Origin of the sequence: Candidatus Thioglobus autotrophicus, assembly GCF_001293165.1 — a bacterium.
GTDB lineage: Bacteria > Pseudomonadota > Gammaproteobacteria > PS1 > Pseudothioglobaceae > Thioglobus_A > Thioglobus_A autotrophicus.
In genome coordinates this window covers 1,126,888-1,144,760 of sequence record NZ_CP010552.1, presented here as the reverse complement: position 1 = coordinate 1,144,760, position 17,873 = coordinate 1,126,888, and the positions used below count along the sequence as shown (strand labels likewise).

Below are 17,873 nucleotides of genomic sequence, written 5' to 3'. Positions count from 1 at the left end.
ACCTTGAAAACCGTCCAAGACTACCTTAAAAGTGGTGCGATTGATATTGCACCACTTTTATCTTTGGTGCTGGAAAAAAGTGGTACCGAGCTTATTTCAAACAACCATTACCAGCTCAGCTTGGGTGAAAAATCTCGCCTAGAAAGCTTTATTCTAAAAAGACAGAAAGGCATGCCTTTTGCGTATTTAAGTGGTAATCGTGGCTTTTATCATTTGGATTTTAAAGTGACGCCTGATACCCTTATTCCACGCCCAGAAACCGAGCTGTTGATTGATATTGCTCTAGAACTTCCTTATTCAAATCAAGACTTAAAGGTATTAGACTTGGGCACAGGTAGTGGCATTATTGCCATTACTTTGGCAGATAAAAACCCGCACTGGCAAGTGAGCGCAACTGACTACTCAGCTCAAGCGCTTGAGGTGGCAAAATCCAACGCCACCACTCAGATTGAATTTTTACAAGGCGGTTGGTTTGAGCCTGTAGCTGACCAGACATTTGATTTGATTATTTCTAATCCACCTTATATTGAAGAAAATGACAGCTATCTTGACGATTTGAGTTTCGAGCCAATTAGTGCGCTCACAGCAGGAAAAGATGGCTTGGATGATATTAGAATTATTATTAATCAAGCGCCTAATCATCTTGAAAATAATGGCTTTTTACTACTTGAACATGGCCACGATCAACAAGCTAGAATTGTTGAATTATTAACAGAAAATTTTACCCACATTCAGACTTTCAAGGACTATAATTCCAAAGACCGTGCTGTTTTGGCACAGGTTAAAAATTAATCTCAACGAGGAGAGACGATGAAAAAATTAATGCAATTATTTACAGCAGTTGCACTTGTCACCATAACCAATGCAAACGCTGGCTGGTTTGATGGAGACGACAAAGCAACTGAAGCAAAACAAGATAATAAGGTCTACACCTTAACGTTGGCCGAAACTTGGCCTAGCAACTTCCCTGTTTTTGGCGATGCTACCAAAAAATTTGCACAGCTCGCTCATGATATGTCTGGCGGGCGTTTAGCGATTAGAATCGATTCAAAGAACAAGCATAAATCAGCACTAGGTATTTTTGATTTTGTAAAATCTGGTCAATATGATTTAGGCCATTCAGCCTCATACTACTGGAAAGGCAAAGATGCGAATACATTGTACTTTACCACCATGCCATTTGGTATGACGGCTTCTGAACAGCACGCTTGGTTTGCATATGGTGGCGGTCAGGAACTTATGGACAAAGTCTATGCCAAACACGGCATGAAGTCTATTATTGGCGGTAATACAGGCAACCAAATGGGTGGCTGGTTTAAAAAAGAAATCAACACAGTTGAAGATCTTCAAGGTTTAAAGATGCGCATCCCTGGATTTGCGGGTGATGTAATGGCCAAAGTAGGTGCCAAACCTACCAACATTCCAGCGGGTGAGCTCTACACAGCACTTGATCGCGGTACGATTGATGCGCTAGAATGGGTGGGTCCGTCGCTAGATTTACGCATGGGCTTTCATAAAGTTGCTCCGTATTACTACACGGGTTGGCACGAACCAGCAACAGAATTGCAATTCTTGATTAATTTGAAAAAATTAAACTCACTACCAAAAGACTTGCAAGATATTTTAACGAATGCTATGGAGCTTGCCGCTTATGATATGTACGCACATTCAGAATACGCTAGTGCAAAAAACTGGGCAACTATGAAAAAGGATTATCCAAATATCCAGGTTAAGACATTCCCTAAACCCGTCTTTGATGCTTTGAAGCAGGCTAATACTGAACTACTAGAAGAGCGCGCTAAATCAGATCCAGTTGCTAAAGAAATTATTGACTCTCAGCAGGCTTATTTAGCGAAAGCACGTGCTTGGACTGCAATTTCTGATCAATCTTATCTTAATGCTTTAGGCAATTAAAATTCGATCAATCTATACCCGATGGTTAGAAAATCTAACCATCGGGCTTTTATTGCTAACTATCTTTAATGTCTTTATTGATGTTGTACTTCGCTACGCCTTCAATAATTCATCTATCGCTTTGCAGGAAATGGAATGGCACCTATTTTCTTCGCTTTTTTTACTCGGAATTTCATACACATTACAAACTGATGCGCATGTACGAGTCGATATTTTTTATGCCAACCTATTACCAAAAAAACAAGCCCTAATCAACCTTATCGGCTTTGTTATTTTTATCCTACCCATTAGTCTTTTAATTACTTATTATGGACTTGATTTTGCTTATGGTGCTTACACAATTAACGAACAAAGTGGTGATCCTGGCGGATTAACCCACCGATTTATCATTAAAAGCATTATTCCCATTAGCTTTATTCTAGTGATTATTTCAGGCACTTTATTTGCCAAAGATAACTACAAGGTATTAAAACAATGATTGGATTAATCATGTTTGGTGTTACCTTAATGCTGTTAATGATAGGCTTTCCAGTCGCCTTTACCTTTGCTGGTGTAGCAGTTATTTTTGGCACACTCACTGAAGGTGTTAATCTATTTGGGTTTATGCCTTATCGCATTATGAGTGTGATGCAAAACACCATTTTAATGGCAGTACCTTTGTTTATCTTTATGGGTATTGTTCTACAAAAAACCAAATTGGCTGAACAATTGCTTGAAGCTATGGGAGATTTATTTGGTGGTATGCGAGGTGGGTTGGCAGTTTCAACTATCTTAGTAGGCTCTTTGCTCGCTGCCTCTACTGGCGTAGTTGGTGCAAGTGTTATCGCCATGGGCGTTATCTCACTGCCAGTTATGCTTAAGCATAATTATAAAAAAACACTGTCAACGGGGGTTATTTGCGCTTCAGGAACCTTGGGGCAAATTATTCCACCTTCTATTGTATTAATTATTTTGGCGGATGTTTTAGGGGTGCCTGTTGGTGACCTTTTCCGCAGTGCGGTTATGCCGTCATTAGTCCTGGTGGGTAGTTATATCTTGTATGTACTAATCATTTCGCATTTAGACAAAGAAGCTGCGCCCGCTTCTTCTAACAAGAACAGCCATCTATCAAGTGGTGCAAAATACTGGCTAGTAGCCAAAGCTGTTATTCCACCTCTCGCTTTGATTATTGCCGTGCTAGGCTCTATCTTTAGTGGTATTGCTACACCGACTGAATCTGCCTCTATTGGTGCGGTTGGCTCTTTGTTTTTAGCATTAGCCTATAGGCGACTTAACTGGAATATGGTGCGCGAGGCCAGCATTGAAACTGTTAAAGTTACTTCAATGGTATTTGCTATTTTAGTCGGCGCAACAGCATTTTCCATGGTGTTTACTTATACAGGTGGTGATACCGTGCTTGAAGCATTCATCATGGGCTTGCCTGCTAAAGAAATGAGTTTTATTTTAATCTCAATGCTGATCATCCTTATCCTGGGATTCTTTATTGATTTTATTGAAATATCACTCATTATTGTGCCGATTTTCTACCCAATCGCTTTATCTCTTGGTATTGACATGGAGTGGTTTGCAATTTTGATTGCGATGAATTTACAGGCCTCTTTTCTTACGCCACCATTTGGCTTTAGTCTGTTCTATCTCAAAGGTGTTGCACCAGCCTCTATTAAAACTACGGATATTTACAAAGGGGTTATGCCTTTTATTATTATACAAGTGAGTGTTTTAATTAGCTTAATCGTCTTTCCAAGTTGGTATGGATTTAGCGGTTTTTAAAACCTTGCGAAAGTATTTTTAACTTACCTTTGTAAACAGAATCCACTTCGCAATATTTTTCTTGCTGAGTAAAATAATCTTCTTCCACCCAAGTGCTCGAAGCTGCAAATATCGGCGCAGTGGTTTTGCCAGTTTGTACAACGGTGTTATCCGTATAAATTGTAACCTTGTCATCAGAATAGAATATAGCTTTATCAGCCGACACACTCACCGACAAGACTAGCAACACCATTAATAAGATTTTTTGAAATCTGCTCATTGTTTCATTCTACAACAATTAAATAGGAATTTCAATAATTAGCTTATTACAATTATTTTTTACTTTATGCGAGGCAAGTATTAAAAAATAAGACTGAACATGGATAAAACCATGTGATTGAGTATTTTCTTAAAACTTAACAAAGTAGAAAGAAAAAAGAAGAAGTAAGAAGTTAGTCTATAAGCCGGGTTCTGTAATAGATAGTCATTCATCTACGCGCATTGTCACCAATACCCTTTAGCACTCTACCCGCTACCTTATGCGAGCCGCATCAATGGTAGCCTATTTGAGCTTGCTCCAAGTGGGGTTTACCTTGCCACGGTTGTTGCCTTCCGCGCGGTGCGCTCTTACCGCACCTTCTCACCCTTACCTGCCGAAACAGGCGGTTTAAATCTCTGCAGCACTTTCCATTAGGTCACCCTACCTAGCTGTTAGCTAGCACTTTGCTCTATGGAGCCCGGACTTTCCTCTGATAAGCAAACCTACCAGCGACCATCCGACCAACTTCGAGGCTTATTATACTAGCTTAGTATTATCATGGTTACACTCACTCAAAATTTACGAACAAAGTTTGAGAAAATTAAGGGCTATTTAAGATTTTGAATCGTTTGAAAAATGTCATGAATATTCTTACCTTGGCTATCGACTGCAACTGTAACTGGCATATTCTCTACTTCAAATTCGTAAATTGCTTCCATACCCATGTCTGCAAAGGCAATTTTTTCAGCCTTCTTGATAGATTTAGAAATCAAATACGCCGCCCCGCCAACAGCAATCAAATAGCTAGACTTATGCTTTTTGATACTTTTGGCCGTTTTTTCACCGCGCTCAGCCTTGCCGATCATGCCTAAAATATTGGTATTATCAAGCATCATATCGGTATATCTATCCATACGGGTGGCTGTTGTTGGCCCTGCAGGGCCAATGATTTCATCGCCCACAGCGTCTACTGGACCCACATAATAAATAAACTTATTATCAAAATCAACACCTTTTGGCAAGCCTTCGCCATTGTCTAGCATTTTTTTCAGGCGTGCATGCGCTGCATCACGACCGGTGATAATCGTACCTGTTAATAACAAAGTATCGCCAATCTTCCAATCATTCATTTGCTCTCGCGTTAGCGCATTCAAATCAACGTGTTTATATTTTGAATAATCCATTTCTAACTGAGGATAAATACTCATATCAACTGTTGGCAACTTTGCCACGCCTGAGCCGTCCATAGAAAAATGCAAATGCCGCGTGGCAGCGCAATTAGGAATCATGGCAACTGCTTGTGAGGCAGCGTGTGTTGGGTAATCTTTAATCTTAACATCCAGTACAGTTGTTAATCCGCCCAAACCTTGAGCGCCAATTCCTAAATTATTAATCTTTTCTAGCAATTCTAAGCGGAGTTTTTCAAGGTTAGTGGGGTTGGTTTTTTGAGCAATATCCGTAATATCAATAGGATCTAACAAGCTTTCTTTAGCCATGAGCATGGCTTTTTCTGCGGTGCCGCCCACACCAATACCAATAATCCCAGGTGGGCACCAGCCTGCGCCCATAGTTGGAATCATATCAAGCACCCAATCAGCCACACTGGCAGAAGGATTAAGAATGGCGAATTTTGCTTTATTTTCAGAACCGCAGCCTTTGGCAGCAACAATAAAATTGAGCTGATCGCCCTTTACCACTTTTGAATGAATAACAGCCGGAGTATTATCCTTAGTGTTTTCTCTTGAAAACAAAGGGTCTTTAACAATCGAGGCACGCAATGGATTTTTATCGAACGTAAAGGCCTGTCTTACGCCTTCGTTAATCATTTCATCCAAGGAAAGCTCTGCCTCCCAAGTTACATCCATACCCACTTCAACAAATACATTAACAATACCAGTATCTTGACACAAAGGTCTTTTCCCCAGGGCGGCCATTTTTGAGTTGATCAGAATCTGTGCAATGGCGTTTTTAGCAGTATCATGCGTTTCTTTTTCGTAGGCTTTTGCCATGGCTTGAATAAAATCAGGCGAATGGTAATAAGAAATATATTGCAAGGCATTAAAGATGCTCTCAATCACATGTTTTTGCTGAATTTTCATATTTTTACCACCTTTAGGATTGTTGTATTTTTACCAATGATTTATAGTATTATATCTCTTTATTTCACTAATAATTAATCAGGAATTTTTATGTTTGATTTTTTCAAGGCACAAAGTCTTTCAATTGATTTGGGTACTGCCAATACACTTATTTATATGGATGGCCAGATTGTTTTAAACGAGCCTTCAGTTGTGGCAATTCGCCAAGATAGAGGCTCAATGGAAGCCACTGTGATTGCAGTAGGTCAAGATGCTAAAAGCATGTTGGGTAGAACGCCTGGATCAATTGAAGCTATTCGCCCGATGAAAGACGGCGTGATTGCTGATTTTAAAGTGACTGAAAAAATGCTACAACACTTTATTCGTAAAGTATTACGCTCTGGATTTTTCTCACCAAGCCCTAAAGTACTAATTTGTGTTCCTTGTGGCGCTACTCAGGTTGAGCGTCGCGCGATTAAAGAAAGTGCAGTTGGTGCGGGTGCGCGTGATGTATATCTTATTGAAGAGCCTATGGCAGCGGCACTCGGCGCTGGTATGGCGATTGAGGAAGCATCGGGTGCTATGGTGATCGATATTGGTGGTGGTACTACTGAAATCGCTATTATGTCACTTAATGGTATTGTTTATTCTGACTCTTTACGTGTTGGTGGTGATGTCTTTGATGACACCATTGTCAAGTTTGTACGTCGAGAGCACGGCATTATCATTGGCCCAGCAACAGCGGAGCAAATCAAAGAAGAGGTAGGATCTGCATTTAAAACCAACGTGGTTAAAAAAATTGAGTTTAGAGGTAGAGATGTTGCCAAAGGAATCCCTGTTAGTTTCGAGATTACCAATTCTGAAATCCTTGAAGCGCTACAAGAGCCACTTAAAACCATTGTTAGCTCTGTTAGAACGGCATTGGAAAAAACACCACCAGAGCTTAGCTCAGACATTGCTGAAAACGGCTTAGTGCTAACGGGTGGTGGTGCACTACTAGACGGACTTGATAAATTAATCAACCAAGAAACCAATCTGCCTGTTCGCATTGCTGACGATCCGCTAACCTGTGTTGCTCGCGGTGGTGGTGTTGCACTAGACATGATCAGCAAACATAATATGGGCTTTTTGGCAGCTGAATAAAACGACCAACACTCAATTTAGGCTAGGGGAAAATGAACTTTCTTAAAATTTTTACCCCTATTACGATTGCCATTTTTTTAATTATTTTTGATTATAAGTTTTCCTATCTAAATAATCTAAGACAAAGTGTTGCCACGCTTATTTCGCCCATTTATATGGTAGTTAGCCTACCTGAGAAACTCTATACTTGGATTAACGAGCAGGGTACGTCTAAAGAACAACTCCTGAATGACAATCAAAGTTTGAATAATGAACTACTCAAACTTAAAGTTAAACTGCAGCATAGAGACGCACTGGCACTCGAAAACAAAAAACTAAACACACTGCTAGAATCCAGCTACGGCTTACAACAAGCTAGCTTTACTGTTGCTCGTATTGAAAGCGTCAGTCGCTCTCGATTAAAAAAACAAATTGTCATTAATAAAGGGGGAAATGACAATCTTAAAGTGGGTCAAGTGGCTTTGGGTGCTAACGGGGTACTCGGACAAATTACACAAACTACGTCAACGAATGCTAGCATCTTAATTGTTAGTGATCCAACCCAATACATACCAATTAAAAATGTTCGTAATGGCGTTCAAGGTATGAGTCAAGGTATAGCGGAAGATAAACACCAACTACTGGTTAGATTTATTGAGCCAGAATCGGATATTAAAATCGACGATATTTTTGTTAGCAGTGCCCTAGGCTCTAAATTTCCAAATGGCTATCCTGTGGGTCGAGTGACAGACGTAGAACAGCGTAAAAATGAGTCTTTTATGCATGTCACGCTTGAACCTATGCAACAAATCTATGATTTGGAATTTGTTATTATTTTGGATGCTTTATGAATATTCAGCGCCCTTATCTGTTTTTATTCAAAATAACGCTATTCGCATTCATCCTGAGTGCTCTTCCTTTTAATGAGGCTATTCTAGATAGCTCGCCTTTTTGGATGCTACTACTTTACAGCTATTGGCTGGTTAATTTTCCAGTTAAAGGTAGTCTATTTATCGCTCTCATATTGGGCGTTTTACTAGATATTTTACAAGGGGATCTTTTAGGTCAAAATGCGTTGGCACTCATCATGGCTAGTATTTTTATCAATAATGTCAAACAATCTTTTTACGTATCCAACCTAAGTACTCAACAAGTTTATGTGTTTTTATCTAGTAGTATTTATTTGGCTTTTTTCTTTCTCACACACGCACTCATTCACGGCTTGACTGATAACTATTACCTACTCTTAGCACCGCTCACCAGTGCGCTTATTTGGCCTGTGGTTCGATTTTTTCTGGCCAAATGTAGACATCAGTAACTGTGGATAGCATTAGCAATACTCAGCTAGAAAATACGCTATTGTCGTCCCGACTAAAGCTCGCTTTGGTTTTCATCTTTCTGTTAACCTTGCTACTATTAGTGCGAATTTACAACCTTCAAGTTGTTCACCATGAGTACTACCAAGAAGAGTCATTAGGAAACCAAATGCGAACCTTGCCTATCATTCCAAGCCGGGGCAAGATTTTTGATCGCAATGGCCAAATACTGGCCACCAATAAACTCACTTACCAGCTAACACTCACACCTGAAAAGGTTGGCAATATTAGCAAAACTTTAATCGGCCTGGAAAAGCAAGGTTTTATTGATCAAGAAGACATTCAACTGTATTACAAAAATAGAAAGCGTTTTCGGAAGTTTCACAACATTCCTGTTAAGCTAAATTTAAGCGAGCAACAGGTTGCCAAATTTTTAGTTAGCAATCAATTCCCTGGGGTTGATATCGAACCTTACTTTCATCGCGTTTATCCCCATAATGCTTCTAGCGTTCATGCACTTGGATATGTTTCCAGGATGAGTAAAAAAGATAAAGCTTTATACGACAAGCGTAATTATTCTGGGACTTTGTTTGTTGGTAAAGTAGGTATTGAAAAACAATATGAATCGTTGTTGCATGGGCAGACAGGATTGAAACAAATAGAGCGTAATGTCAGTGGCCGGGTGATTGATACGCAAATTATAACGCCCGCTATTGCTGGACAAAACCTATACCTTAGTCTAGATTTAGACATGCAAAAAAAGGCTGAAGAATTACTCAAAGGCAAGCGTGGCGCTATTGTCGCGATTGATACTAGAAATGGTGAAGTGCTGGCTTTGGTCAGTACACCTATCTACAATCCCAATTGGTTTGTCAATGGCATCTCTCATGCAAATTACAATTCACTGCAATCTTCAAGCGACATACCCCAGCTTAATCGAACCGTTCAAGGCTTGTACCCGCCTGCCTCCACTATCAAGCCCATGGTGGCACTTGCTGGGCTAGAGCAAGGTACAATTGATAATCAATCTAGCGTATTTGACAGAGGCTACTATCAGCTACCTGGCGTCAAGCGCAAGTTTCATAATTGGGATAGAAATGGCCATGGTCGCGTTAATGTTACGGATGCTATCGCCCGATCAAATGATGTATTTTTCTACGATTTAGCCAATAAGATGGGTATCGACAATTTGCATAACGGCTTAAATCTTTTTAATTTTGGCCAAAAAACTGGCATTGATATCCCCGGAGAACAAGGCGGGATCTTGCCTTCTAAGTCTTGGAAAAAAATTAATAAAAACGAGCCTTGGTATAAGGGTGAAACCCTTAACACGGGCATTGGCCAAGGCTTTATGACCTCCAGCCCCTTACAATTAGCTGTTGCTACCGCTGCTTTAGCCAATAAAGGCCAACTACTCAAACCCATCTTATTAAAAAATACACAACTACTTGGGCAATCAATCACTGAGGTTAAAAAAGCAGTAGGTAGGCAGATACCCATTCATGATATTAAAAATTGGGAAACTGTTATTGATGGCATGCGCCAAGTAATCTACTCACCTAAAGGCACGGCCAGAAGATTAAACAACAAGCTTGGCTATACACTAGCTGGAAAAACAGGCACTGCCCAAGTATTTGGCCTAGATGCAGAGGAGGTTTATATTGCAGAAAAACTGGAAGAAAAGCTGAGAGATCATGCTCTATTTACAGGCTTTGCACCGATTGAAAATCCACAAATAGCCATCGCAGTAGTCGTTGAAAACGCCGGTAGTGGCAGCTCAAAAGCTGCCCCTCTGGCACGCCAAGTTCTAGATGTTTATTTTAATAAACACTTAGACAATGAATTGGCACAATAAATCTTTATTGATTGGAAATTTTAAAGTTGCATCCATACGGTAGCGTGCTTTAAGCTGATCTAATTGTGGCTGATTCATCTCATCGTACAAAATAACAATTTTGGCTTGCGGGGAGCTACCCTCTAAAGTTGCTAGCAGAGATTCGATATTACTAACCCGATCCCGAAACTCTGGATTATGGCTAAACTCTGCCACCAACACTTGATAAGTGTTTTTCTTGGCGAGTTTGTTTGCTTTACGCTGAGAGTCTTCAAAATCCACCGAAAACCCTTGCTCAATAAATAATGGGGTAAAGTCTTCAAACCCACCTTCATCGACAAAAAATAATAGATTTTGACTCATTAGATTTGATTTTGCAATTGGTAAAAATTTTGCTTAAATTCAGCAAAACTATCTTCTTCGATTGCTTGACGCATCTGCGCCATTAAATCTTGATAATAATACAAGTTATGTGTGGTATTTAGTCTAGCACTTAAGATTTCATTTTTTCGTTGTAAATGATGTAAGTATGACTTGGTGTAATTCTGGCAAGTGTAACAACCACAGCGCTCGTCTAGCTTACTCACATCAAGCTTATATTGAGCGTTACGAATCTTAACAATACCTGCTGAGGTAAATAAATAGCCATTTCTAGCATTTCGAGTTGGCATTACACAGTCAAACATATCAATTCCGCGTTCAACCGCTTCCACCAAATCACTTGGCGTGCCCACGCCCATTAAATATCGTGGCTTGTTATCAGGTAATTGCTCGGGTAAATAATCCAATACTCTCATCATTTCCTCTTTAGGTTCGCCAACACTCAAACCACCAATCGCATAACCATCAAAGCCAATATCAATCAAGCCTTTAGTAGATTCACTGCGCAAATCTTCATGCATGCCGCCTTGCACGATACCAAATAAAGCATTTTTATTATCTAACTTCTGATGTTCATCTTTTGAGCGCTTAGCCCAACGAAGTGACAATTGCATCGACTGATCTGCTGTTGCCTTATCAGCAGGATAAGGTGTACATTCATCAAAAATCATGACAATATCAGATCCAAGCTTTTTTTGAATTTGCATGGATTCTTCAGGTCCCATAAAGATTTTATCGCCATTTTTTGGCGATCTAAAATCCACTCCCTGCTCGCTAATCTTACGCATAGCGCCCAGACTAAATACCTGAAAGCCGCCAGAATCTGTCAATATTGGACCCTGCCAATGCATAAAATCATGCAAATCACCGTGCGCTTCAATCACTTCAGTGCCCGGGGTAATTGCCAAATGAAAGGTATTGCCTAGAATAATTTGAGCACCCAAACCACTTACCTCTTCTGGGGTCATTGCTTTGACCGTTCCATAAGTTCCTACTGGCATAAAGGCGGGCGTCTCAACTTCACCACGCTCAAAGATCATTTTTCCGCGTCTGGCGCTATTATGTGTATGCTTTAATTCAAATTTCATATTTATAAATGGGTTATGTATTAGGTTTATGGGAATGTTGAGCCTCACTTTGCAATGCCCAAAGTTTGGCATACTCCCCTTGAGCATTTAACAATTGCTGATGGGAACCACTTTCTTGGATGCCGTGGCGTCCAAGCACGAGAATTTTATCTGCATCAACAATTGTAGAAAGTCGATGTGCAATTACCAAAGTGGTATGCTGCTGACTTAAAGAATTTAATGCCTTTTGCACCATCTTTTCTGAATAAGAATCTAGTGCCGAAGTAGCTTCATCAAAAATCAAAATAGGTGGATTTTTTAGCAGTACTCGAGCAATGGCCAGGCGCTGTTTTTCACCGCCAGACAACTTCAGTCCGCGCTCACCCACCAAGGTATTGTACTGATCGGGCAATTGCTCAATAAATTCATCGATAAAAGCCAATTTCGCTGCCGCTTTGACCTGAGCTTCACTCGCGCCTTGCTTACCGTAAGCAATATTATAATAAATACTTTCATTAAACATCACTGTATCTTGTGGCACAACGCCCATAGCAGACTGAACAGAATGCTGATTTAGGTTTTTAATATTTTGACCATCAATCAATATCTCACCAGAGGTGACGTCATAAAATCTAAATAGCAATTTGGCAAGTGTTGATTTACCTGAGCCTGAAGATCCTACAATAGCCACTTTTTGCCCAGGCTCAATATTAAAATTTATCTCGCTCAATACTGATTTTTTACCTGGATAAGAAAACGTAACCGCCTTGAATTCAACCCTTCCCTGCCCAACCTTAAGCTCTGGCGCCCCTTTAGCACTAGCAACTAAAGGCTGTTTGTCCAGTAAATTAAACATATTATTCATATCAATAAAATTATGTTTAATTTGCCTGTAAACAATCCCTAAAGATCCTAGTGGCATAAATAATTGCAGCAGTAAAGCTTGGATCATAATCATATCACCCAAACTTAAACTTTGATCCACCACGCCTTGAGCCGCCATAACTAGAACAATGGTAACACCAACAGCAATAACCGCCCCTTGAACAAAATTAAGCGCTGTCATGGAGGTGAAACTTTTAGTTGCCACATCTTCCCAGCGGGTCATGGTATCTTGATAACGATTCACTTCAAATTCTTCTCGATTAAAATATTTAACCGTTTCATAATTAATTAAGCTGTCTACCGCATTGGTATTGGCCTCAGATTGCATGTCATTCATTTGATAACGATACTTCATACGCCAAGTAGTAATCGCTAGTGTCAGGCCAATATAAAACACCACAGTTGCTAGGGAAATGCCAGCAAAAAACACATCATAATTAATCCAAAGTACACCAATAACTAAACAAATTTCAAAAAATGAAGGCAGAATGTTAAAGACAAAAATAGAGAGCAAGGTGGAGACACTTTGAGTACCCCTGTCAATATCTCGAGTGATACCGCCGATACGCCTATCCAAATGAAATGATAAATCAAGTGTGTGCAAATGCTTAAAAACACCCAGAGCAATTAAATGCATAGCGTGGTAGCGAACCTTGGCAAAAACTGCATCTCTTAACTCATTAAATAAAGAACTAGACAGTCTCAGTAGTCCATAAGCAAACAGCAAGCTGACAGGTAATATCAGCACCATATTAGTCTGATCCAATGAGTCAACAATATCTTTTAGAACAATAGGAACTGCTACATTTGCCAACTTGGCCGATATCAAAAATAACGTAGCCAGAATAACACGCGTACGCATCGCTAGCAAATAGGGCAACAGTTTTTTCAAAACCTTGACATCTTGGGTCTTGAAATCGTACGCTTGAGTTTGTTTAGTAACGCGCATCATTCATTGGGTGGTCTTTAGGCACAATAGCGCCTTTTTTTAAAGCAATCTCAACCACTTCTGCAGATCGAAATTGAGCCGGATCTTGCAAGCGCTGTTGCTGCCAAAAAGAATGCATTTCACACATTTGTGGATGCGTGTGATTACAACCTAAAATATGAAAAGAGCATTCGCCTACTTTCCAAGGGCCATCACCCGTAATATTACCCTTGATTAAATGAATACTGTATTGAGGATCCTTTTCCCAAAATAATTCAAAATACAATACGCCTTGTGGATGTTCGAACAAGTTCTCAATAACTCGCACTTCAGTATTTGGGTACTTAATATACAAGGGTGAGCGCATCAAAAGCAGTTTATGCGGTTTTAAATGATTGGCTGATGTGCTCAAAACTAAATCCTCTTGACTGTAAAAAGCGTTGTTGTTTGGCTTTTTCTTTAAAATCACTTGGCACCACTTGACCAAATTTTTGCTGACGAATCTTGTATGCGAGCGCATAAAAATCAAACTCGGATAAATCAAATTGATCAATACCCCGCTGCTTTAAATCCAGACTGATTTTAATTGGCCCCTTGCCCTGATTAAAACGCATCTGAATAAACTCAGCAGCAAAGCGCTCATTGCTTTGATAATTTTTCTGAATTAAAGAGCTAATAACCGAATCAATATCGTCTTGATCGAATTCTTTTGCTGTTAGCTTGTTTGTTAGCTCAAGTGTTGAATGCTCGCGCCTAACAAGCATACGCATCGCGCTAGCATAGCATTTTTCTCTAGGCTTGCTCGTCACTATTATTCATCAGCTTTTCACGAATTTTATCTTCAATACTTTGGCGCAATTCTGGATGCTCTTTTAAATAATCACGTGAATTGTCTTTACCTTGACCAATTCTCTCACCTTCAACACTGTACCAAGCGCCTGCTTTTTCCACAAAGCCGAGTTTAACACCCAAATCAATAATCTCGCTTTCAAGCGAAATGCCTTCATTGTATAAAATTTGAAATTCTGCTTGCTTAAAAGGGGGTGCTACTTTATTTTTCAATACCTTGACACGTGTTTCATTACCCAAAATTTCATCACCTTTTTTAATGGCGCCGATACGGCGAATATCAAGACGAACAGACGCATAAAATTTAAGCGCATTACCACCTGTTGTTGTCTCAGGATTGCCAAACATGACGCCAATTTTCATACGTAATTGATTAATAAAAATAACCATGGTGTTGGTTTTTTTAATATTTGAAGTAAGCTTTCTAAGTGCTTGAGACATTAATCGAGCTTGCAAGCCCATATGTGACGCACCCATTTCACCTTCAATTTCTGCTTTTGGTGTTAGCGCTGCTACAGAGTCAACCACAACAATATCAACACTACCGGATCTGACTAGCATATCGGTAATTTCCAGTGCTTGCTCACCTGTATCTGGTTGAGAAATTAATAAATCATCTGTGTTAACCCCTAAGCGCTTGGCATATTGTGGATCTAGCGCGTGTTCAGCATCAATAAATGCCGCCGTACCACCAAGCTTTTGCATTTCGGCAATAACGTGTAAAGTTAAAGTTGTTTTTCCTGAAGATTCTGGGCCATAAATTTCAATCACTCGACCTCTAGGTAAGCCGCCAATACCAAGTGCCACATCCAGACTTAAGCTACCTGTTGAAACTGCTTCAATGTCTGCTTGCGCACCTTCGTCACCCAAAAACATAACTGAACCCTTACCAAACTGCTTGTCAATCTGCGATAAAGCCACCTTAAGCGCTTGTTTTTTCTGTTCATCCATGTTCTTTCTCCTAGGTAAAATATATTTAATTAATTTAGCAATTATATCCGAAATATTGTGACAACTTTTTCAATAAATGACACTCAAAATATGGACTTGGCACTCAAACTTGCATGCCAAGGAATGCACGGTGTTGGCGCCAATCCGATGGTGGGCTGTGTCATTGAAAAAGCCGGTCGTATTATTGCTCAAGGCTATCATCAAGTATTTGGTGAAGCTCATGCTGAAATCAATGCTCTGAATCAAATTAATCATCAAGCTGATGGCGCAACCTTGTATGTCACTTTAGAGCCTTGCTCTCACCAAGGAAAAACCCCGCCATGTGCTCAAGCTATTATTGAGTCTGGCGCTAAAAAAGTGATTATTGCCATGCTCGACCCTAATCCCTTGGTGAGTGGCAAGGGTGTTGCCATGCTTAAGAATGCAGGTATTGAGGTTTTGGCTGGCCTACTAGAACAACAAGCACAACAACTTAATCGCGGCTTTATTAAACGCATGAAAACAGGACTCCCTTTTGTTACTTGTAAAATTGCCATGAGTCTAGATGGAAAAACCTCCATGCAATCTGGGGAGAGTAAATGGATTACGGGTGAAAGTGCTCGAATTGATGTGCAAAAGCTTAGGTCTAAAAATCAAGCTATCCTAACAGGCTCTGGAACAATCCTGGCCGACAACCCTGCTATGACCGTTCGTCTTCAAGGTTTGAGTCATACCCCTATTCGAGTAGTAATCGACTCTGGACACCTTATTACCGACAAAACACTTAATATCTTTTCCAACGATGCACCTACTCAAATATTCAATACAGACAACACAAAATTAGCTACAAACGGAAAAATAAAACTTGAAGATGTGCTTTTACAACTTGGCGACCAAGGCATTAATACCGTCCTACTGGAAGCTGGCCCTGGCTTAATTGGCGCTATGATTGAAAGCAATTTAATAGACGAGTTTATCATCTATAGTGCTCCGACACTCATGGGTAGTCATGCCAACTCAATGGCACAACTACCTATTAACCAGATGACTGATAAAATCAACCTAGCTATTCATGATGTGCGTATGATAGATGAAGATATGCGCATAACGGCCTCAATAAAACCATGAAAAGTTTAACTAATAAACGTATTTTACTAGGTGTTAGCGGATCAATATCTGCATACAAAGCCCCTGATATTGTTAGACGTTTGCAAGATCTAGGTGCTGATGTTCGAGTTATTCTTACTGCCGGTGGCTCAAAATTTATCACTGAACTCTCACTTCAATCAATTTCCAGAAATAAAGTTCATCATAATTTATGGGATAAAGAGGCTGAATTATCTATGGGGCACATTGAACTTGCCAAATGGGCTGACTGTATTCTTATTGCTCCAGCAAGTGCCAATGTCATTTCTAGTATAGCCTCTGGAAAAGCCTCCGACTTACTCAATAATGTCATTTTAGCTAGCAATGCAGCGCTTATTATTGCACCTGCTATGAACCAACAAATGTACAATTCTAGCGCCCTTCAAGCTAATCTAGCGCTATTAAAATCTCGCAACGTTAATATCATTACGCCTGATTCAGGCACTCAGGCTTGTGGTGACATTGGCCCTGGAAGATTGCCAGAATCTAGCGATATTGCCGAACAGGTTGCCACTCAGTTTCAAACAACTCAACTAAGTGGTAAGCGCATTATAATTACACTGGGCGCAACACTTGAGGCTATCGACCCAGTGCGCTTTATTTCCAACCATTCAAGCGGAAAGATGGGTATGGCTTTGGTTGATACCTGTATTGAAATGGGTGCTCAAGTAACTTGTGTTTATGGCAATATTAGCATTCCATTAAATGACAAAGCCACCAATATACAAACACTTAGTGCCCAACAAATGTATGAATGCGTCTTGAGCCAAGTTCATCAATGTGATTTATTCATTGCTTGTGCGGCCGTTTGTGATTATTCAGCAAAAGACCCGTCCGATCAAAAAATCAAAAAAAATGGGGAAAATCTGATTTTGGAGCTAATACCCAATAAAGATATTCTTGCAGATGTTTGTAAACTTGAGAAAAAACCTCTATGCATCGGCTTTGCTGCTGAGACTCAAAATACACTCAAAAATGCTCAATTAAAGCTTAAAAACAAGGGTTGTGAAGCCATTATTCTGAACGATGTTTCTAAAACGGAAATTGGCTTTAATTCTGATGAAAATCAGGTGATTTTTATCAGTCAAAAACAACAAGAAAATATCGCTAAAAATAGCAAAACCAAGATTGCTAAAAATATCCTTGAAATCTTCATTAAAGAGTTCTTATAAACGCTGAAAAATACCGTTAAATCAACACCCAACAAAGTTACTCACAAAACTGTGGATAACTCTGTTAATATCTCTTGAAAAATCACTAAAAACGTTGATAGATTGCCTTTTTTTATGGTTTTGAATAAAAACTAATCACTTAATTTTTTTCATTAAAAATCAATTAGTTGTATAATAATATATAAAACTGTAATATTAGAAAATACTCATTAATAGTTTTAAAAATACATCGGAGGAAAACTA

General features: G+C 39.6%; 18 protein-coding genes and 1 other RNA gene. 10 read left to right on the top strand and 9 right to left on the bottom strand.

Annotated elements, in window-relative coordinates; genetic code table 11:
• The first annotated feature begins 3 nt into the window (after window positions 1-3).
• Genes prmC through SP60_RS06165 form a run of 4 tightly spaced genes read left to right on the top strand, consistent with a single transcriptional unit; the run spans window position 4 to window position 3,684 of the window.
• Complete coding sequence (prmC, locus tag SP60_RS08420) at window positions 4-792, top strand: peptide chain release factor N(5)-glutamine methyltransferase (protein WP_053951791.1); 789 nt, start codon at window positions 4-6, stop codon at window positions 790-792.
• Between the two features lie 18 nt (window positions 793-810).
• On the top strand, window positions 811-1,914 hold the full coding sequence (locus SP60_RS06175; RefSeq protein ID WP_082319653.1) for a TRAP transporter substrate-binding protein: 1,104 nt from the start codon (window positions 811-813) through the stop codon (window positions 1,912-1,914).
• A gap of 52 nt (window positions 1,915-1,966) precedes the next feature.
• Window positions 1,967-2,392, top strand: coding sequence for a TRAP transporter small permease subunit (locus tag SP60_RS06170; RefSeq protein ID WP_233487243.1), 426 nt, complete (start codon window positions 1,967-1,969; stop codon window positions 2,390-2,392).
• Window positions 2,389-3,684 (top strand): TRAP transporter large permease, encoded by a 1,296-nt coding sequence (locus SP60_RS06165; protein WP_053951789.1) that lies wholly within the window; start codon window positions 2,389-2,391, stop codon window positions 3,682-3,684. The genes SP60_RS06170 and SP60_RS06165 overlap by 4 nt, the downstream gene beginning before the upstream one ends.
• Here the strand turns inward: SP60_RS06165 and SP60_RS06160 are convergent.
• The 3 genes from SP60_RS06160 to SP60_RS06155 all read right to left on the bottom strand — a co-directional run bounded on the left by SP60_RS06160 (window position 3,671) and on the right by SP60_RS06155 (window position 6,021).
• Window positions 3,671-3,943, bottom strand: coding sequence for a hypothetical protein (locus SP60_RS06160; RefSeq protein WP_053951788.1), 273 nt, complete (start codon window positions 3,941-3,943; stop codon window positions 3,671-3,673). The two genes, SP60_RS06165 and SP60_RS06160, sit on opposite strands and share 14 nt — an antisense overlap.
• A gap of 164 nt (window positions 3,944-4,107) precedes the next feature.
• Window positions 4,108-4,451: RNase P RNA component class A (gene rnpB, locus SP60_RS08195), an RNA gene on the bottom strand.
• A 79-nt stretch (window positions 4,452-4,530) separates the two neighbouring features.
• On the bottom strand, window positions 4,531-6,021 hold the full coding sequence (locus tag SP60_RS06155; RefSeq protein WP_053951787.1) for a fumarate hydratase: 1,491 nt from the start codon (window positions 6,019-6,021) through the stop codon (window positions 4,531-4,533).
• Window positions 6,022-6,111: 90 nt separating this feature from the next.
• Between SP60_RS06155 and SP60_RS06150 the strand changes: the two genes are divergently transcribed.
• Genes SP60_RS06150 through mrdA form a run of 4 tightly spaced genes read left to right on the top strand, consistent with a single transcriptional unit; the run spans window position 6,112 to window position 10,293 of the window.
• On the top strand, window positions 6,112-7,143 hold the full coding sequence (locus SP60_RS06150) for a rod shape-determining protein (protein ID WP_053951786.1): 1,032 nt from the start codon (window positions 6,112-6,114) through the stop codon (window positions 7,141-7,143).
• A 32-nt stretch (window positions 7,144-7,175) separates the two neighbouring features.
• Window positions 7,176-7,973, top strand: a complete 798-nt coding sequence (gene mreC, locus SP60_RS06145; protein WP_053951785.1) for a rod shape-determining protein MreC — start codon at window positions 7,176-7,178, stop codon at window positions 7,971-7,973.
• Window positions 7,970-8,440, top strand: a complete 471-nt coding sequence (gene mreD / locus SP60_RS06140) for a rod shape-determining protein MreD (RefSeq protein WP_053951784.1) — start codon at window positions 7,970-7,972, stop codon at window positions 8,438-8,440. Before mreC ends, mreD begins: the two co-directional genes overlap by 4 nt.
• Before the next feature lie 2 nt (window positions 8,441-8,442).
• Window positions 8,443-10,293 (top strand): penicillin-binding protein 2, encoded by a 1,851-nt coding sequence (mrdA, locus tag SP60_RS06135; RefSeq protein WP_053951783.1) that lies wholly within the window; start codon window positions 8,443-8,445, stop codon window positions 10,291-10,293.
• On the opposite strand, the gene SP60_RS06130 is transcribed toward mrdA, so the two are convergent.
• The 6 genes from SP60_RS06130 to recA are packed head-to-tail and all read right to left on the bottom strand — an operon-like array spanning window position 10,270 to window position 15,333.
• The gene (locus SP60_RS06130; RefSeq protein WP_053951782.1) at window positions 10,270-10,635 is read right to left on the bottom strand and encodes a hypothetical protein; all 366 of its coding nucleotides are present in this window, start codon (window positions 10,633-10,635) and stop codon (window positions 10,270-10,272) included. The genes mrdA and SP60_RS06130 overlap by 24 nt on opposite strands.
• Window positions 10,635-11,741: a tRNA guanosine(34) transglycosylase Tgt gene (gene tgt / locus SP60_RS06125; RefSeq protein WP_053951781.1), complete on the bottom strand. Its 1,107-nt coding sequence runs from the start codon at window positions 11,739-11,741 to the stop codon at window positions 10,635-10,637. The genes SP60_RS06130 and tgt overlap by 1 nt, the downstream gene beginning before the upstream one ends.
• Before the next feature lie 13 nt (window positions 11,742-11,754).
• Entirely contained in the window at window positions 11,755-13,557 is a 1,803-nt protein-coding gene (locus tag SP60_RS06120; protein WP_053951780.1) for an ABCB family ABC transporter ATP-binding protein/permease, read from the bottom strand.
• A complete protein-coding gene (locus SP60_RS06115) occupies window positions 13,541-13,945 on the bottom strand; it encodes a hypothetical protein (RefSeq protein ID WP_144418597.1) in 405 nt (134 codons plus the stop codon). The genes SP60_RS06120 and SP60_RS06115 overlap by 17 nt, the downstream gene beginning before the upstream one ends.
• Window positions 13,911-14,342 (bottom strand): regulatory protein RecX, encoded by a 432-nt coding sequence (locus SP60_RS06110; RefSeq protein ID WP_404815209.1) that lies wholly within the window; start codon window positions 14,340-14,342, stop codon window positions 13,911-13,913. Before SP60_RS06110 ends, SP60_RS06115 begins: the two co-directional genes overlap by 35 nt.
• Window positions 14,326-15,333, bottom strand: a complete 1,008-nt coding sequence (recA, locus tag SP60_RS06105; protein WP_053951777.1) for a recombinase RecA — start codon at window positions 15,331-15,333, stop codon at window positions 14,326-14,328. The genes SP60_RS06110 and recA overlap by 17 nt, the downstream gene beginning before the upstream one ends.
• Window positions 15,334-15,423: 90 nt before the next feature.
• Between recA and ribD the strand changes: the two genes are divergently transcribed.
• Window positions 15,424-16,440, top strand: a complete 1,017-nt coding sequence (gene ribD / locus SP60_RS06100; RefSeq protein ID WP_053951776.1) for a bifunctional diaminohydroxyphosphoribosylaminopyrimidine deaminase/5-amino-6-(5-phosphoribosylamino)uracil reductase RibD — start codon at window positions 15,424-15,426, stop codon at window positions 16,438-16,440.
• Entirely contained in the window at window positions 16,437-17,630 is a 1,194-nt protein-coding gene (gene coaBC, locus SP60_RS06095) for a bifunctional phosphopantothenoylcysteine decarboxylase/phosphopantothenate--cysteine ligase CoaBC (RefSeq protein ID WP_053951775.1), read from the top strand. The genes ribD and coaBC overlap by 4 nt, the downstream gene beginning before the upstream one ends.
• Window positions 17,631-17,873 lie beyond the last annotated feature (243 nt).

Bases quoted from the DNA above. Each gene is read 5' to 3' on its own strand.
- SP60_RS06130 (WP_053951782.1), bottom strand. From the start codon at position 10,635: ATGAGTCAAAATCTATTATTTTTTGTCGATGAAGGTGGGTTTGAAGAC.
- SP60_RS06160 (WP_053951788.1), bottom strand. From the start codon at position 3,943: ATGAGCAGATTTCAAAAAATCTTATTAATGGTGTTGCTAGTCTTGTCG.
- SP60_RS06175 (WP_082319653.1), top strand. From the start codon at position 811: ATGAAAAAATTAATGCAATTATTTACAGCAGTTGCACTTGTCACCATA.
- ribD (WP_053951776.1), top strand. From the start codon at position 15,424: ATGGACTTGGCACTCAAACTTGCATGCCAAGGAATGCACGGTGTTGGC.
- SP60_RS06150 (WP_053951786.1), top strand. From the start codon at position 6,112: ATGTTTGATTTTTTCAAGGCACAAAGTCTTTCAATTGATTTGGGTACT.
- mreD (WP_053951784.1), top strand. From the start codon at position 7,970: ATGAATATTCAGCGCCCTTATCTGTTTTTATTCAAAATAACGCTATTC.
- SP60_RS06120 (WP_053951780.1), bottom strand. From the start codon at position 13,557: ATGATGCGCGTTACTAAACAAACTCAAGCGTACGATTTCAAGACCCAA.
- SP60_RS06165 (WP_053951789.1), top strand. From the start codon at position 2,389: ATGATTGGATTAATCATGTTTGGTGTTACCTTAATGCTGTTAATGATA.
- SP60_RS06155 (WP_053951787.1), bottom strand. From the start codon at position 6,021: ATGAAAATTCAGCAAAAACATGTGATTGAGAGCATCTTTAATGCCTTG.
- mreC (WP_053951785.1), top strand. From the start codon at position 7,176: ATGAACTTTCTTAAAATTTTTACCCCTATTACGATTGCCATTTTTTTA.
- recA (WP_053951777.1), bottom strand. From the start codon at position 15,333: ATGGATGAACAGAAAAAACAAGCGCTTAAGGTGGCTTTATCGCAGATT.
- coaBC (WP_053951775.1), top strand. From the start codon at position 16,437: ATGAAAAGTTTAACTAATAAACGTATTTTACTAGGTGTTAGCGGATCA.
- tgt (WP_053951781.1), bottom strand. From the start codon at position 11,741: ATGAAATTTGAATTAAAGCATACACATAATAGCGCCAGACGCGGAAAA.